This window comes from Amycolatopsis acidiphila (assembly GCF_021391495.1).
Lineage (GTDB): Bacteria > Actinomycetota > Actinomycetes > Mycobacteriales > Pseudonocardiaceae > Amycolatopsis_E > Amycolatopsis_E acidiphila.
This window is the reverse complement of sequence record NZ_CP090063.1, coordinates 317,717-334,235: the sequence shown is the minus strand read 5'-3', so window position 1 is coordinate 334,235 and position 16,519 is coordinate 317,717. Positions and strand designations below refer to the sequence as shown.

General features: G+C 65.6%; 14 protein-coding genes. 1 reads left to right on the top strand and 13 read right to left on the bottom strand.

Annotated features, from left to right (window positions below; translation table 11 throughout):
• Positions 1 to 5: 5 nt before the first annotated feature.
• From LWP59_RS01690 to LWP59_RS01665, 6 genes are read right to left on the bottom strand one after another with little or no spacing between them, the layout of a single operon-like run.
• Entirely contained in the window at positions 6 to 1,055 is a 1,050-nt protein-coding gene (locus LWP59_RS01690; protein WP_144632908.1) for a (Fe-S)-binding protein, read from the bottom strand.
• Positions 1,052 to 2,434, bottom strand: a complete 1,383-nt coding sequence (locus LWP59_RS01685) for an FAD-binding oxidoreductase (protein WP_144632906.1) — start codon at positions 2,432 to 2,434, stop codon at positions 1,052 to 1,054. The genes LWP59_RS01690 and LWP59_RS01685 overlap by 4 nt, the downstream gene beginning before the upstream one ends.
• The gene (locus tag LWP59_RS01680; protein ID WP_144632904.1) at positions 2,434 to 3,282 is read right to left on the bottom strand and encodes a fumarylacetoacetate hydrolase family protein; all 849 of its coding nucleotides are present in this window, start codon (positions 3,280 to 3,282) and stop codon (positions 2,434 to 2,436) included. The genes LWP59_RS01685 and LWP59_RS01680 overlap by 1 nt, the downstream gene beginning before the upstream one ends.
• 1 nt (position 3,283) lies before the next feature.
• The gene (locus LWP59_RS01675; protein ID WP_144632902.1) at positions 3,284 to 4,759 is read right to left on the bottom strand and encodes a M81 family metallopeptidase; all 1,476 of its coding nucleotides are present in this window, start codon (positions 4,757 to 4,759) and stop codon (positions 3,284 to 3,286) included.
• Positions 4,760 to 4,763: 4 nt separating this feature from the next.
• Positions 4,764 to 5,135, bottom strand: a complete 372-nt coding sequence (locus LWP59_RS01670) for a RidA family protein (protein WP_144632900.1) — start codon at positions 5,133 to 5,135, stop codon at positions 4,764 to 4,766.
• The gene (locus tag LWP59_RS01665; protein WP_144632898.1) at positions 5,132 to 6,412 is read right to left on the bottom strand and encodes an aspartate aminotransferase family protein; all 1,281 of its coding nucleotides are present in this window, start codon (positions 6,410 to 6,412) and stop codon (positions 5,132 to 5,134) included. Before LWP59_RS01665 ends, LWP59_RS01670 begins: the two co-directional genes overlap by 4 nt.
• Before the next feature lie 249 nt (positions 6,413 to 6,661).
• Here LWP59_RS01665 and LWP59_RS01660 point away from each other — a divergent pair, with 249 nt between their 5' ends.
• Entirely contained in the window at positions 6,662 to 7,486 is an 825-nt protein-coding gene (locus LWP59_RS01660; RefSeq protein ID WP_373299868.1) for an IclR family transcriptional regulator, read from the top strand.
• Between the two features lie 4 nt (positions 7,487 to 7,490).
• On the opposite strand, the gene LWP59_RS01655 is transcribed toward LWP59_RS01660, so the two are convergent.
• From LWP59_RS01655 to LWP59_RS01620, 7 genes are all read right to left on the bottom strand, one after another.
• The gene (locus LWP59_RS01655) at positions 7,491 to 9,080 is read right to left on the bottom strand and encodes an N-acyl-D-amino-acid deacylase family protein (RefSeq protein ID WP_144632896.1); all 1,590 of its coding nucleotides are present in this window, start codon (positions 9,078 to 9,080) and stop codon (positions 7,491 to 7,493) included.
• On the bottom strand, positions 9,073 to 9,987 hold the full coding sequence (locus LWP59_RS01650) for a DUF4432 family protein (protein ID WP_186383022.1): 915 nt from the start codon (positions 9,985 to 9,987) through the stop codon (positions 9,073 to 9,075). The genes LWP59_RS01655 and LWP59_RS01650 overlap by 8 nt, the downstream gene beginning before the upstream one ends.
• Positions 9,988 to 10,816: 829 nt before the next feature.
• Complete coding sequence (locus tag LWP59_RS01640; protein WP_186383021.1) at positions 10,817 to 12,835, bottom strand: glycoside hydrolase family 20 zincin-like fold domain-containing protein; 2,019 nt, start codon at positions 12,833 to 12,835, stop codon at positions 10,817 to 10,819.
• An 81-nt stretch (positions 12,836 to 12,916) separates the two neighbouring features.
• On the bottom strand, positions 12,917 to 13,813 hold the full coding sequence (locus tag LWP59_RS01635; RefSeq protein ID WP_229858238.1) for an ABC transporter ATP-binding protein: 897 nt from the start codon (positions 13,811 to 13,813) through the stop codon (positions 12,917 to 12,919).
• Positions 13,735 to 14,727: an ABC transporter ATP-binding protein gene (locus LWP59_RS01630; protein WP_144632888.1), complete on the bottom strand. Its 993-nt coding sequence runs from the start codon at positions 14,725 to 14,727 to the stop codon at positions 13,735 to 13,737. The genes LWP59_RS01635 and LWP59_RS01630 overlap by 79 nt, the downstream gene beginning before the upstream one ends.
• On the bottom strand, positions 14,724 to 15,590 hold the full coding sequence (locus LWP59_RS01625) for an ABC transporter permease (RefSeq protein WP_144632885.1): 867 nt from the start codon (positions 15,588 to 15,590) through the stop codon (positions 14,724 to 14,726). Before LWP59_RS01625 ends, LWP59_RS01630 begins: the two co-directional genes overlap by 4 nt.
• A complete protein-coding gene (locus tag LWP59_RS01620) occupies positions 15,587 to 16,510 on the bottom strand; it encodes an ABC transporter permease (RefSeq protein WP_144632882.1) in 924 nt (307 codons plus the stop codon). The genes LWP59_RS01625 and LWP59_RS01620 overlap by 4 nt, the downstream gene beginning before the upstream one ends.
• Between the last annotated feature and the right edge of the window lie 9 nt (positions 16,511 to 16,519).

Here is a 16,519-nt window from a genome sequence, read left to right as displayed (position 1 = left end):
GGCGCTCATTCCTCGGCCCACGTGAGCAGCTCGGCTAAATGCACCGCCTTGACGCGGGAGCCGCTCCGCCGCAGACCCTGCTCAAGTTGCCGCAGGCAACCGGGGTTCACGACGACCACGAAATCCACCCGTGCGGCCTCGATCTCCGCCAGCTTCGGCGCCAGCACCTTCCGGCTGTCCGCGCCGCGCAGCAGCGAATACGTGCCCGCGGCGCCGCAGCAGCCGCCCGCGCCCGGTAGCTCGACGTACTCCGCCACCGCCTTGATGAGTTCGCGCGGCTGGCGTGTGACGCCCATCCCGTTGCGCAGGTGACAGGAATCCTGCAGCGCGACCCGCGCCCGCCGCCCATCGACGCGTACCTCGCCCTGAGGCCACGCGCCCATCTCGACGAGCCACTCGCTGAACTCCTTGACCCGGTCCCGCCCGAGGTGCGCGGAAAGGTGCGCCGCACAGCCGCCTGCCGTCGTCACGATTGTGCCGGGCAGCCGCTTTCCCAGCGCCTCGGCCATTTCCGCGCCCTGGACGGACGAGCCGTTGTGCGCATGCAAGGCACCGCAACACCCCTGCGCACGCGGCGCCTGCATCCCCGGCGCGAGCCTCAGCGCGGCCCGGCTCACGCGGGGATACAGCCCGCGCTCGACACATCCGAGCATCAGCGAATACGTACGACCGCGCACCTTCGTCCGCGCGTGACGCCGCACGAGACCCTGTAGCCGCAACAACCAGGGCCGCGCGACGACCGCCATCAGCAGGCGTGCGAGCACCGGCCGGTTCCGGCCCTGCCACTGGTGATCCCGCCACTGCTCCAGCAGGTCTCCGTACTGCACGCCCGCGGGGCACACCGGCTCACACGCACGACAACCGAGACAGAACGACGACTGCTCGACCAGCGTCGGATCGTCCGGCTCCAGCTGTCCGGTCTCCAGCGCGCGCATCAACGTGATCCGCCCGCGCGGCGACGACGACTCGTCCGCGGTCAGGCTGTACGTGGGGCACGCGGGCAGGCAGAACCCGCACGAGATACAGCGTTCCAGCAGGTCGTCGTCGAAGATCACGAGCCGACCTTCCCCGGGTTGAGGATGCCGGCCGGGTCGAACGCGGTCTTGATCCGGCGCAGCAACCGCATCTGGTCGGCGCCCAGCCGGTCGGCGAGGAACGGCAGCTTCGCCGCGCCCACGCCGTGTTCGCCCGTGATCGTGCCCTCGAACCGGATGGCCGCCGCGAAGATCTCCGCGAACGCCTTGTGCGCGCGGTCGATGGCCTCGTCGTCCTCGGGATCGAGCACGCAGGTCGGATGCAGGTTCCCGTCGCCGGCGTGCCCGAACGTCGCGATCAGCAGCCCGAACCGGGCGGCGATCTCGTCGATCTGGTCCACCATCGCGGCCAGCCGCGGGCGCGGCACCGTCACGTCTTCGAGGATCGTCAGCGATCCCAGCCGTGACAGTGCGGGCAACGAGCAACGCCGCGCGGCGAGCAGCGCGTCGGAGCGTGCGACGTCCTCGGCGAGCGTCACCTCGAGCGCCCCGGCCTCGGTGCAGATCTTCCGCAGCCGCACCAGGTTGCCCGCGACGACCTCTATCGGCCCGTCGTCACCGAACAACAGCAGCGCGCCCGCGTCACCACGCAGGCCGAGCTGCGCGTAGTCCTCGACGGCCGCGATGCACTTCTGGTCCAGGAACTCGAGCGTCGCGGGCACGATCCCGGCCGAGATGATCGCCGCGACCGCCCGGCACGCGTCGGCGAGCGAGTCGAAGTACGCGATGCCGGTGCCGACCTCGGCCGGTTTCGGCAGCAGGGCCACGGTGACCTCGGTGAGCACGGCAAGCGTGCCCTCCGAGCCGGTGAGCAGGCGTGTCAGGTCGTAGCCGGCCACGTCCTTCCACAGCCGCCCACCGGTCCGGATGACCTCCCCCGTCGGCAGGACCGCCTCCAGCCCCAGGACGTAGTTCCGGGTCACGCCGTACTTCAGCCCGCGCAGGCCGCCCGCACAGGTGGCGACGTTGCCGCCGACCGTCGACGTCGTCCGGCTGCCCGGATCCGGCACGTACAGCAGGTCGCGCGCGGCCGCCGCGTCGGCAAGCCTCGCGGTCGTCACGCCGGGCTGCACGCGCGCCAGCAACTCGTCGCCGTCGACCTCCAGGATCTGCGTCATCCTGGTCAGGGCCAGGACGATGCCCCCGGACAGCGGAACCGTGGCGGCGCACAAGTTCGACCCGGCACCCCGCGGGACCACCGGCACCTCGTGCTCGGTGGCCAGCCGCAGCACGGCGGCGACCTGTTCGGTGGTCCTGGGGAACACCACGACGTCAGGCTCCGCGTGGAACAACGGCGTCGCGTCGCGCGCGTACGCGGCCAGCTCGCCAGGCGCGAGCCGGACACCGTCGACGCCCACGATCTGCTTCAGCGCGTCGACCACACCGGCCGGGAGGCCCATCAGGCCTGACCGCAGACTGTCCGCTGCCGCCCGAGCCCGGCGATCTCGACCTCGACCACGTCGCCTTCGCGCAGGTACTCGAACCGTCCGGACAGCGCGACCCCCTCCGGCGTCCCGGTGTTGACCAGATCGCCGGGTTCGAGCACCAGGAACTGGGAGAGGTGCCAGATGATCTCGTCGACGGTGAAGATCATGTCGGCGGTCTTCGAGTCCTGCCGCGGTTCGCCGTTCACCCACGACCGCAGCCCGAGAACCTGCGGGTCCGGCATCTCGTACGCCGGCACGAACCACGGCCCGACGGGGTTGAACGCCTCGCACGACTTGCCCTTGGACCACTGCCCGCCGGGCCGGCCGAGCTGGAACGCGCGCTCGGACACGTCGTTCGAGGTGACGTACCCCGCGACGCACGCCCGCGCCTCGTTCAGGCTCTCCAGGTACCGCGCGCGCTTGCCGATGACGACGCCGAGCTCGACCTCCCAGTCGGTCTTCGTGGACGAGCGCGGGATGAGGATGTCGTCGTACGGCCCGACGACGGTGTTCGGCGACTTGTGGAACAGGATCGGCTCGGACGGCGGCTCGTCGCCCGATTCGGCGGCGTGGGCGGCGTAGTTCTGGCCGATGCACAACACCGCGCCGGGCCGCGCGATCGGCGCCCCGATCCGCACGCCGACGATGTCGACCTCCGGCAGCTCCCCCGCGTCGAGTGCGACGCGCGCCTGCCGTGGCCCGTCGCCGGCGAGGAACCGGCCGTCGATCTCGGCGGTCAGCGGTGTCAGGTCGTAGTGCCTGCCGTCCTCCAGCAGCACCGGTCGCTCCGCCCCTGGCGGCCCGACCCTCAGGAACTTCATCTCATCGTCCTTCTGGTGTCTCGAAGGGAAACAAGGGCTTGCGGCGGTGCTCGTAGGTGAACCGCTCCAGTCCCATCGCGGTGACCCCGTCGGTGTCGACGACGACCATCCGCTTGGCGATGGGCGCATACGCGGCCCGCGGCGAGTTGACGCCCTTCGCCACCACGATTTGGTACGTGGTCGGATCGACGCCGACGCTCAGCAGCTGCTGGAGGCTGGAGTTGAGAATCGCCTTGGTGCTCAGGACGAGCGTGTGCCCCGAATCGGTGTCCAGCACCACCGTCGGGCCCATGTCGAAGAACCGGTAACCGCCGTGCGTCGGCTTGGGCTCCTCGAACCGACCATCCGAGATGGTGCGCACGACGCCGGTCACCGGCACGGGTTTCCCCGCCGAGTGCGGGTTCTTCGCGCCGACTTCGAGGCTGACCCTGGCGCCCACGCCGGCGTCGATGCAGCGGCGGACCGCTTCGGGATCCCACAGCGTCTGCACCAGCGACCGCCCCCCTCGCGCGACCGCTGCCTGCAGAATGACCGTGGAGTCCCCGGGCGCCCCGCCGCCGATGTTGTCCCCGACGTCGAGCAGCACCACCGGGCCTTGCTCGCGCGCGGCGATGTCGAGGGCGTCGTCGACCGTCGTGCCCTGCGCCTGGAGCTCCACGCGCCGCCGCCAGACCTCGTCGGCGAGCTCCCGCGCAGCGGCTTCGGCCTGGACGGCGTCGCCGTCGGAGATCGCCAGGCACGACATGCCCATCTGCGGCACGTCCGCGTACGGGAAACCTTCCAGCACGCTCACCGACAACATCCCGGGCCGGTCCGCGAGCGCCCGCGCCCTGTCCACGAGGTCCGACATCGGTGGCTCGTTCGTGTCCTGCCGGGCGATGTTGACGACCAGGGGAAGCTGTACGAGGGCTTGCTCGGGCCGGATGCGCCCGTCCACCGCGTCGATCACGAGCTTCGCGCAGGCAACGGCCTTCTCCCTGGCGTCGATATGCGGGTTCGTCTGGTACGCGAGCGTGACGGTCAGCGCGTCGATCAACTGCTGCGACACGTTGGCGTGCATGTCGAGCACGGCGCCGACCGGCACACCCGGCCCGACAGCCTGGCGCACTCGCGCGGCGATCTCCCCGTCGGCGTCCGGGCGGTGCTCGGCTACCGCGGCACCGTGGATGTGCAGCAGGACCCCGTCCCACGGCCCGTTTTCCCACAGGCCTTCCACCATTTCGCCGAGCAGCGCCTCGAAGGCCTCCTCGGTCACCGGGCCGACGGGGGTGACGAACGCCGAGACCAGCGGCACGAGGTCGACCCCAGAACGCCGGCATTCCTCGAGGTAGCCGCCGAGAATCGTCGACGAACTGGCGTATTCCGCCACTATCTCGTCCCCGCGGAACACGCCTCCGCCCGCGAAGAGCTGCTGGTCCGCCTTCAGCGGCGAGAAAGTATTCGCCTCGTGGAACAGGCCCAACGTCGCGAACCGCACCTGCTCACTCCCCCGCGTAGGCCACGACGTCGATCTCGAACTTGATGATGCCGCCCAGGCAACCGGTCAGCGTCGTCCGCGCCGGCAGCGGTTCGCGGAAGTACTCGCGGTAGAGCCGGTTGAACTCCGGCACGTCCGCCGGGTCGTCCACGTAAGCCCCCACTTTGACCACATCGGACAGTCGCAGCCCGGTCTCCCCCAGCACCTTGCGGACGTTCTCGATCGACCGGCGCAGCTCCTCCTCGAAGGTGCCCGGCACGATCACCCCGTCCTCGACCGATGCCTGCCCTGAGACGAAGACGAAGTCGCCGGCACAGACGTAGGACGAGAAGCTCGCGGTGTTGCCGTTCTGCTGGACCCGGACGTGACTCGTCACTGGGCCACCCACTCGGTGAGCGCCTTGTCGAAGCGGGTCAGCGCCGTTTCCAGCTCGCGCTGCCCGTGGCTGGCCGACACGTACCAGACCCCACGGCCGGTGACCCAGATCCCGTGCTCGACGAGCGAGCTCGCCAGCGTCTCGTACCGTGCGAGGTCGAGTTGCTGCAGTGATCGGTAGTCGGTGACCTTGGCGTCGCCGAAGGACACGTGGAAAGCCTGTGGCAGACCCGAAACACGCAGGGGGACCTCGTGGGCGGCGCCGATCTCCCGCAACCCGGCCATCAGCGCGTTGCCGTGCTCGGCAATCCGGTCGTACGGCGGATCTTCGACGAGACTGGTGAGCGTGGCGGTGACCGCGGCCGTGGCCATCACCGAACTGTTGAACGTTCCCGAGTGGTTGACCTCGCCCGTGCCGAACCGGTCCATCAGGTCCGCACGGCCGACGAGCGCCGCGACGGGGAAGCCGCCGGCGATCGCCTTGCCGTAGGTCGCGAGGTCCGGGGTGACGCCGTAACGGCCGGCACCACCGCCGAGTCCCAGCCGGAAACCGGAGATGACCTCATCGAAGATGAGCACGGCGCCGTATTCGGAGGCGAGCCTGCGCGCGGCCTCGAGATAGCCCGGCAGCGGCTCGATCACCCCGGCGTTGATCATGATCGGTTCCATGATGACCGCGGCGACCTCGTCCCCGTGCTCGTCGAGGGCGTCGGCGAGGCGGGCGGCGTCGTTCCAGGGCAACAGGATGGAGTCTTCGAGGTGCCGCGCGAGCTGACCGGAACTGGCCGTGCCCCACTTCCCGTCGCGCTGACTCATCAGGACGTTGTCCAGCCAGCCGTGGTAGTGCCCCTCGAAGCGGATGATCTTGGTACGGCCGGTGGCGGCACGGGCGAGCCGCAACGCGGCCTGGACCGCCTCGGTGCCGGTCATGCTGAAGCGGATCATGTCCGCCCAGCCGACGGCGTCGCACACGAGCTCGGCCGCACGGACTTCGAGTTCATGCTGACCGCCGAAGATGACGCCGTCCCGGCAAGCGGTGAACACCGCGTCGACGATGTGCTTGGGGGCGTGACCGAGGAAGTTCGGGCCCTGGCCGAGCAGGTAGTCGACGTAGTCCTGGCCGTCGACGCTGTACAGCCAGGCGCCGCGCGCGCATTTGATGAAGTCCTGTGAACCGCTGAGCCGGACGTTGGAATGGACGCCACCCGGTGTCCGCCTGAGCGCTCGTTTCCTGAGCTCGTCGGACTGTGTGAGTAGCTGCGGCCCTGCGTTGTCCATCGAAGGTCCCTTCAACGCCTGTAAGTTCCCGCATGTTTCATCTAGTGAAACGGCAAATCTGCCAGATAGGTTCAAGCTACGATGGCGGGGAGCAGGACGTCAAGGGGGCCACTAGCTGCCGCAATATTGCGCGAATGGCTGACACTCGCCGCGAAAGTGTCACGGATCCGGTTCTGGCCCCCTGACATGCGGGTTCCGGCAGCGGTAGCATCTGAAACGCAAACGTTAACTCTCGAAATGAGGTAGGTCGTGGGCAGGCGCAGGAAGCAGGATCCCGAGGACATGAGTCCGCAGGACGCCGAGGGGTCCGAGGAGGAGCGCGACTATTCGGTACGTGCGGTGGAACGTGTATGCCTGATCTTGAACCTGCTACAGGAATCGGTGGACGGGATCACCCTGAACGAGGTGGCCCAGACCACCGGACTGCCGAAGTCGTCCGCGTTCCGTTATTTGTGGACGCTGGAGAACCACCGGTACGTCGAGCGCGACGAAGAGGGTGGACTGTTCCGGCTGGGCCTCGGGTTCGTCGGCATGCAGTCGCGTCACCTGGAGATCCTGCGCGAGCGCGCGCGGCCGTCGCTGGAGCACCTGCGCGACGAATTCGGCGAGACCGCGAACCTCGGCCTGCTGGACGGCGACCATGTCATTTACATCGACATCGTGGAGAGCCGGCGGGGTGTGCGCCTGGCGGCGTCGAGGGGCGATCGCGACCCGATCCACTGCACAGCCCTGGGAAAGGCGATCGCCGCGCAACTGCCGGACGAGCGGGTCCGCGACCTGCTGAAGCAGACGGGCCTGTCGTCCCGCACCGGCAACACCATCACCGACATGGACTCGTATTTCGAGGAGCTGGCGAAGGTCCGCAAGCAGGGCTACGCCCTCGACGACCGCGAAAACGAGGACGACGGCCGGTGCGTGGCCGCGCCGCTGCTGGGCACCCACCTCCCGGTGGCGATCAGCATCAGCGGCCCGTCGTCGCGCTTCTCCCTCGCGGACGCGAAGAAGGCAGCGAAGACGCTGATCGACGTGGCATCGGGCATCGCGACGAATCCGGTGACCGCCAGCGCGCGCTGAAGTCTCAACAACGCCGCAGTACGCGGCCGGGCCGTGCCGTCGTAAGCGCTCCATCCGCGACGACGCGTTCGCCATTGACCCAGACATGGCGAACCCCGGTCGCCAAGCTGCAGGGCCGGGTCCAGGTCGCCGTCTCCCGAACGTCGGCCAGGTCCAACGCCACGAGGTCAGCGAAGGCACCGGGCCGGATGCGGCCGCGGTCGCGCATTCCCAGCCTGTCCGCTGCGGCTGCGGTCGACTTGTGAACAGCCTCGGACAGGCTGAGCAGCTTGCGGTTCTGAACGTAACGTTCGAGCAGTCGCGCATGAGTGCCGAAACTGCGCGGATGTGGTCGTCCGGGCGCGGTCACAGGCATTGCATTCCCGTCGCTGCCGATGATGGACAGCGGATGCGCGAGGAACTCCTCCACGTCGGCCTCGGCACGGTAGAAGAGCACCACTTGAACCCGGTTCCCGTGGCGTGCGCACAAGTCGAGGCACAAAGCTTCGGGCGACATACCGTGACCACGGGCGGCCGAGGCGATTGACATGCCCTCCAGTTCCTCGTCGCCTGGGCCGGCGAGCGACACCATCACACGCTCCCAGTCCCACGGAATGTCCCCGAACAGCCCCTCGGACAGCTCCCGTCTCGCCTGCTCGAACCGGCGGCCGTCGGCCAATTGCTCGCGAATGCCCTCCTCGCCGTGTTCCTGGACCCACGCGGGCAGATACTGCGTGAGCGAGGACGCGGATCCGTCGTAGGGATAAATGTCGTAACGGACGTCGACTCCCGATTCCACAGCGTTCTCGAATTGGCGAAGGACCTGTTCGGCGGTTCCCCAGATCCGCGGGTCGTTGATGGCCACATGGGAGTACTGCACCCTGACGCCGGTTTGCCGTCCTACCTCGAGCGCCTCGCCGACGGAATCGAAACCGGGGGCGGCGCGAGCATGCGTGGCATAAAGAGCGTCATACTTCCGCAAGACGGCACCGAGGACATGAATTTCAGGTACTTCCGCGAATCCCGACGGCACGTAGGTGAGTCCAGTCGACATCCCGAAGGCGCCCTGCTCCAGGCTTTCCTCGAGCAGTCCGCAGAGGCTGCCGAGCAGGTCTTGGGTGACGGCCTCGCGCCCCGTCCCGACAGCAGCGATCCGCAACGCACCGTGCCCGACCAGGGGCGCGAGATTCATCAGCGGCTCGTGCTCGGCCAGAGCGCGCGCGTAGCCGTCGAAGTCCGACCAAGGCGCCTCGAAGGCGGGAACCCCGAGCCCGCGGACGAGCTCGACCAAGGCGTCCCGACGTGGCTCATGGATCGGGAAGGCGGAGAAACCACAGTTGCCGATCACGTCGGTTGTCACGCCTTGCATGATCTTGCTAGCAGGATCGTCGTTGAGCAGAAAACTCAGATCCGAGTGAGTGTGCAGGTCGATGAACCCGGGCGCGAGCAGGAGGCCTGCGCAGTCGGTCTCGGGACCGCTTCCGGTATGGCCAGCGCCCGCCCTCACCACCTCGCTGATCTTGTCTCCGGCAATTCCGACATCACTGAGAAAGGGCTCCTCGCCGGTGCCGTCAACGACTAGCGCTCCGCGCAACCACAACTCAGTTTCAACCATTGCTATGCCCCCTCGGTTGCTGCGATTCGCGGACGCACACGGATAAGCCAAATTCGGTTTTCTCCCCCGGTTCCAGGACAAGTCCGGATTCACCGGACGGCACGAGGGACGCGGTAGCCAGTTCGACAGCCAGCACAGGGCCCACCGCGGCGGGCGCTGCCCATAGATACAGCCTCGAGAACCTCCGCCATGAGATTGACAACGACCTTTCGGCCGTCACGATTTCGAGCCGACTTTCTTCGGAAGCCGGAAGTTCGACGGTGTCCAACGCCAGCCGCAGTACATCGGCATCGAGTGGACGGCCATCGAGGTTAAGGGCGTCGCCGACTTTGGGATGTGGAAGGTTGAGGTGGTACAAGAGCTTTAACAGTTCCGGTGAAGCTCCCTGATTCGTCACGAAGTCGGAGATCTCGACCTGCCCTACCCCGGTGCGGGTGGTGATTTCCCGCTCGACCGTGAACAGGGCATCGAAACCGCCGGGCTCTTCAACCACGGCGGAAGCAGTCACCACCGTCTCGCCCTCGACGACACGTGAAGCAGCTCCCGACATCCTGGCTCGCTGGTGGGAGAACTTGCCGTGCAGACCGTGACCATCGCGTGGTTGGCCGATGTGCCGAAGTCCGCACGTCGTCAGCAACCCGCCGCTGAACGAGCCGATCCACTCGGTTCCGCTGAGGTCCGGATCTGGAGGACGTTCACGGCTGGCGTCGACCCAGCCCAGCGGACGGCCTCGCCACCATGCCTGGCCGATGTCGAACCCACGATCGGGCAGGATCCGCAGGTCAACACCGTCTTCGACCCGGACCTCGAGCTGGCGGCAGCCCGTTGCGGAACCGTTCGCGACGAGACTCTCCCGAGCCTCCCACGAGCGCGGGACCTGGGCAGTGTCTTTCCACGACTCATTCAACGGATTGGCGATCCTCTAGTGATCAGGCGGGACGTCACTAGGAGATAATTTCGCTCAGCGTACAACACGGTGTCAACGGGGGAGTGAATCTGCGACGCCCGCTCGTAGCGCGACGAGACGAGCTGGACGAACAGGTTCACCGCTTCGGGCTCGCAGGGGATTTACTGGAAGGGGATGCAACGACCTCGTCAACGATGAGCAGCGGCATCCGACCCGGTTTCACCAGCTCCTCCTACAGTCGCCCGGCATGATGAACGCCGACCAGACGAGCGACCCACTGGACAGCTGTGGCGAACGCGACCGATAACCAGCCTGGCAAGCGCGGACCCGATCCCGATTGACAGATGCGTCTTCCTCGTACCCGGCCGGATTAAACTCCCCTCCAACGGCTCCCGCAGCAACCCTTCCGAGCGGGCGCGCTGGGCTCGCCCCCGCACCAGCCAACCGCACGCTGCAGGCGCGCCGCCAGGAACTCCTCATGCGACCACAACGACGGGTGCCGGTAGCACCCTCATCAGATGCGCGATCCCGATGCAGCGTTGCGGCGGGTTGTGTTGCTGCTACTGGTTTCGCGGCATCACGAACCCCATCCCAAGTCGGCACCGCCCAACTGGTCGTAGTCAGCAAGATCCCGGTTCTTGACAGCGGTGTCCATCGCCAGGATGGCAGTCGGCGCCCGAGCAGCCCTCAACTGTGCGACCGCAGCCATGCCGGTCCGGCTCCACCGGTGGCGGAGTGAGCATCGCCACGCGGCCCGGCTCCCACCGCTCATGGGACGGCACCCAACCGGGGATGCCGGCGAGACCAGTGGGCAACGCTGCCGGGAAGATCAAACGATCCAGGCATACCAGCCTTCCGCGGGAGCGACTCCGTTCGACTGCCGCAAGCGCTCCAGGGCCGGACCAATGGACCGGGTGAATCCCCAGTGCTCGCGCAGCGCGGCCGGCACCGCATACGCTGGTTTTATGCTCGCAACGAACTTCAGGAGCGTGCGGGCCTTGCGGTGCAACTCGGCCGGATCGGCGAGATCCGGTCGCCGGGCTGCCGCCAAGACGTCGAGGAACAACTCCAGCGAGTCGGCCGTTCGGGTGTTCTCCTGCTTCCAGGTCTCCACCGGGTTCGGCCAGTATCGGAGGTCTCGGCCGGACGGCATGTGTGCGACGGCGTCCCGGAGGGTGTCGGCCACCTGTCGGAGCACGTCGGCCAATGGTGGCTGCGCGACCGCGAAGGCGCGGATCAGGTCGTCCGGAAAGGTGGTGACGCCGGCAGCCGCCGTCGAGAAGAAGGGCAGCAGGTGTTCCACAAGGTACATCATCAGTGGGTAGCACCCCGTGATGGTGTAGGCCGAAGTCAACGCGTGTTGTGCCGCCGTCGGGTCGTCGGGGCAGGTCAGCCGAGCCCACCGCTGTTGGAAGCCGGCCACGCCGCCGGACCCCTCCAGGTTCCAGGCGAGGTCGGCCAAGAATGCGTAGTTCATCTGGTAGCAGGGTTCGGGCTGCCCATAGGCGAACGCTCCGCTCGCGCCAGCGGAATGTCCACGGCGCAGGGCGGTCTCGATGTTCGGGGAGAAGTCCTGGTAGAAGAGGAACGGCGCGAAACCCGTGGTCGGGCAGCTCCATGTCTCAGTGCGAGCCGTCTCCGGTTCGGGCACCGGGTCATTGTATTTCCACCAGGCGATGGTCGGCTTGTCCAAGCCGAGCGCCTCAGCACGCTCGAGGTAGGTGTCCAGCACGCCTTCCCGCACCAGGGTGTCGTGCCAGTGGACCATGCCGATCCCGTGCCGCCGCAGCACGATCCCGACCTGGAGCAGATACTCCATGAGTATCTGGCCGGGCGTGAGCTCGCGGCACTGCTCGCAGCGGCAGTACGGGCTGACAACGCGTTTACGGTCGTCCGGGTCCATGTTCCGAATCGGGTAGTACTCGTCCCCGGCGACATGCAATCGGTTAATCCCATTCGGCGCCAAGTGCTGCCGGGTGAGGTTGTCGATCAGCTTGGCCAGGGCGTCACGTGCTCCTGGCCGCGACACACAGTAGCCATACCCGGTCGGCTCACCGTCCTCGTCCACGGCGGACAGTTCCGGAATGACACGGGGAATGAGCGTCGAGTGGCCAGGCCCGCCGAGCTGCGGAAGCAGCTCGATCCCTCGCTCCGCGGCGAGCCGCGCCACCTTCCCGAACAAATCCTCCTCGAACATCGTCGGCAGGTAGCGCAAGTTGATCTCACGCTCGGTTCCCGGGTCCCAAGTCACCACCGTGCGTGGGGACTCAAGTCCGGGGTAGTCGGCGAGCGGCGTGAAGAGATACTCACTCCGCTCGCCTTCGTGGTGAAGGTCCCAACACCCGTAGATCGACATGCCAACGGTGTTCAACTTGAGCTGCCCCATCCGGTCGAGGAACTCCGCCCAGTCCTTCAGCCCCATCCGATCGGTACCGGCGAAGGACTCGACGAAGACACCCCGGGTCTCGAAAGTAGGGCAATCTTCGATCTCGACGACCGGAAGGGTCCCGCCGTCTCCTGCGTTCCACAGGTCGAGCAGCGTGCGGACGGCATGCAGGGCACCCAGCGACGTCTCGGCCTCGATAAGGACGCTGCTCTCGGCAACTGTCAACTTGTAAGACTCACGCCCGATCGGCACGACCGACAACCGAAGCGCGATAGGTGCACCAGCATCTGGCCCTCTCACCAGGCCTACCAGCTTGGTCAAGTAATCCTGGATACCATCGGGTAACTCTGAAGCGGGTTCCAGCACCAGCCTTCCCACCGGGACCTCGATCCCATGGGAAGAAAATTTGCGAGGCTGCGGGATCAGGACAGGAAACGAACCAAGGTTCTCACCAAGAGGCACGATCCCTTCGTAGCTGCTGCCACCGCCGGTCTGAAGGAAGCATGTTTCGACGGCACACGTCACCGGCCTGCACAGGCAACGCTAGGCAATAGCGCTGATCGGTTCCTCAGCGCCCGGTATGTGCAGCTCGTTGTCACGGGACACCTGCACCAAGTTTTCCACATAGGGATGCAATGGCTCGACTGGTTCAAGGAGGTCCTCCATCGAACCCTGGAACAGAACCATTCCACCCCTGAGCACGATGACATCGTCGGCAAGCACCTTCGCCACAGCCAGGTCGTGCGTGACAACCACCATGGCGAACTTATGTTCTTTCTGCAGCCTCAGCAAAAGATTTACGATCTGCGCCTGAACCGACACGTCAAGCGCGGACGTGGGCTCATCGCACAACAGAACCGCCGGCGAGGACGCGAGGGCTCGCGCGATAACGATGCGCTGAAGCTGACCACCGGAAAAGGACCGCGGCCGATCAGCGGAACGGTCGGGGCTGAGACCCACCATGCCGACGAGTTCGGAGACACGTGCCCTTTTTTCGGAACGAGATCGTCCCCGTAGTGGCTCTGCGATGCTGGATCCGATGCTGCGCATCGGATCCAGCGCGTCGGTGGGGTTCTGGAACACGACCTGAACCGGACTGGTGTGGCCTGGCCGCAGATCGAGCGGGCGCCCCTGGATCCGTACACGTCCAGAGGACGGCTTCTCGAGACCGGCCACGCAACGAACCAACGTCGATTTTCCCGCACCACTCTCGCCCACCACCGCAACTGACCGGCCCGCGGAAACAGCGAATGAGACCTCGTCGAGAGCTTTTCGAGAGCGGCGCCGCCGGACGAACGTTTTCGCAACTCGGTCTACCTCGATGACTGGGTATGTCGAGCCCTCACCGCTGACTAACACAGCTACTCCTTCACGTCGGCGAAATGACAAGCCACGCCACGGTCCGCAACCTTCACGAAAGCTGGCCGGTAAGTTCGGCATTCGTCCTGCGCTTGAGAACATCGAGGGTGAAAGTAGCAACCGGACGGCCAGTGCCCCGGGACCGGAGAGTCACCCGGGACCGTCGGCAGTTCGGTCCGTTTCGGTTGGCTGAGACGAAGGGAACAAGACACCAAGGTACGGGTGTACGGATGAGACGGACGACGCAACAGGTCCGTCGTAGGCCCGGTCTCAGCTAGATGACCTGAATAAAGAACAGCGGCATCGTCGCAAAAACGACTGACAAGACCCAGGTCGTGCGAGATCAGCACCATCGCCGTGCCGCTGTCTCGTGCGATCGATTGCAGGAGAGTCAAGATCTCTACCCGAAGGTTGGCATCCAGAGCAGACGTCGGTTCGTCTACGACCAACAGCTTTGGTCCTGGCATCAAGGTCATCGCCAGAGAAACCCGTTGGCTCATGCCACCTGACAACTCGTGCGGGTAAAGCCGGAAAACCTCTTTCGCCGACCCTAACCCGAGCCTTTCGCAAAGCTCAGTTGCCCGATTCACCGCATCAGCCTTCTTCAAAAGGCCATTCCTGACAACCGCCTCGATGAGCTGGCCGCCAATTCTCCTGACCGGATCCAAAGCACTCATGGGATTCTGAAGCATTAGACCCGTACTGCGTCCGAGCTTGGCCCGCAGCTCGCCAGGACGATCCAGCTCGATCCAATGGTCGCCCGCCAACCGCACTCGACCACTCGCGCAGAGACCACGAGGCAGCAAACCCAGGATTGCGCGCGCTGTAACTGTCTTGCCGGCCCCTGTCTCCCCAAGTAGCCCCAGGATATGGCCACTCCGAACAGCCACCTGGACGCCACCCACGATTTCGGCGCCAGCCGTCGTCGCCACGCGGACGTCCTCGGCTTCCAATGCGACCTCGTCAACGCCGCGGCGGCGTTTGTAGTCGATCACAATGCACTCCCGTCGTCAACATGGAAACGATCGCGCATACCGTCGCCAATGAGGTTGACGGCCAAGATGAGCAACACCATGAAGACGCCCGGGAAAGTCGCGATCCACCACGCCGTAGCCAGTTGGTCCCGCCCCTGCGAAATCAGGTACCCGAGGCTTACCGTAGGAGGTTCGAGCCCCAAGCCCAGGAACGACAGTCCTCCTTCGGCCAGCATGACGAAGCCTGTGTGCAACGAGGCCAGTACGACTATGGGGGTCGCGGACGCCGGCACCAGGTGACCGAAAATGATGCCTGTCCGCCTGGTCCCGGCAAGCCTGGCCGCCGCGATGTACCCACGCTCGCGATGCACAAGTACTTCCGCTCTGACGAGCCGCGCATATGGCACCCAACCGACTGCCGCCAGAAGGATCACCATCGTCACGATACCTCGCGGCAGCAACATCATGGCCGCCAGGAATACCAGCATCGGCGGTACGGCAAGGTTGAGATCGACCACACGCATCAGCAACGCGTCTACCCAACCTCCGGCATAGCCCGCCGAGGCCCCTACCAGTACGCCTAAGAGCGCACCAAGCCCTGCCACCACCACGCCGATTCCGAGCGACGTCGTCACTCCACGGGCACACCACGACAAGATATCCCTGCCCAATACATCAGTGCCGAGAAGATGACCCGCCGACAACGGTGGCAGGTTGCCCTGCGACAAGTCCTGGCTATTCGGATCAACCAGGAGTATCCGCCCCAGAAGTGAGACGCCAACCATTGTCGCGAGCAAGGCCGTGCCAGCGCGAAGCGAGGCCGAGCCCGCCTTGCGCCCAATGCTCCTCGGGCGCAACCGCGCCACACCGGCAAGGGAGATCACGATGCGACACTCCTAACCCGCGGATCGCTGACTACGAGAACCAGGTCGGCGGCAATGTTGAGCAGCACATATATTGCGGCCACAACCACGATGATCGCCTGAACTACTGCGAAATCTCGAGCTTGCACCGCCGAGAAGGCGAGATTTCCGATGCCGGGCCAAGAGAAAATCACTTCGATGATTAGGTCGCCTGCGATGAGATTGCCCAGCTGCAACGCCATCAGCGTTGCCCCCCTGCCCACGATGTTGCGCAACCCGTGGTTATAGACGATAACGGGCTCCGAAAGACCCCGGGCGCGCATGCCTTCGACGAAGTCGCCTCTGAGCACGTCCAGAAGCTGCCCTCTGAACAAACGGAAGAACACCGGAACTATTGGCGACGCAAGCGCTACGGCCGGCAGCACCAGGGATGGGCCGCCAAAGAAACCGTAACTCGGCAGCCATTGCAGACCAACCGAAAAGACAAGAATCAACATCAGGCCGAGCCAGAACTCAGGTGTGCCTTGCAAGATCCCAATCGTACGCCTGATAATACGGTCACCGAGCCGCTCGCGCCACCGAATACTGAAAAGTGCAAGTGCCAATCCAGCTACACAGCTGATTGCCATCGCTGTTATCACCAGTATCAGCGTATTAGGCAACGCTGCCAGCACGCCATGGATCGCACCGTCGTTCGTGCGATAGGAGACTCCGAAGTCTCCGGTCGGCAAGCCTTTGAGATAATGCCAGAAACGCGAGACCAATGGTTCGTCATAACCCAGACTGGCATTCAAGGCCGCCCGCTGATCGGGTGGAAGAAAAGGTCCGCCAATCACATCCGCGGGCTTTCCTATAACATTCGTCAAGATAAAACTGATGACAATTGCGCCGAATATAACCAGTAATCCCTGAGCCAGTCGGCTGAACATGTATCTGCGCATCGAACACTC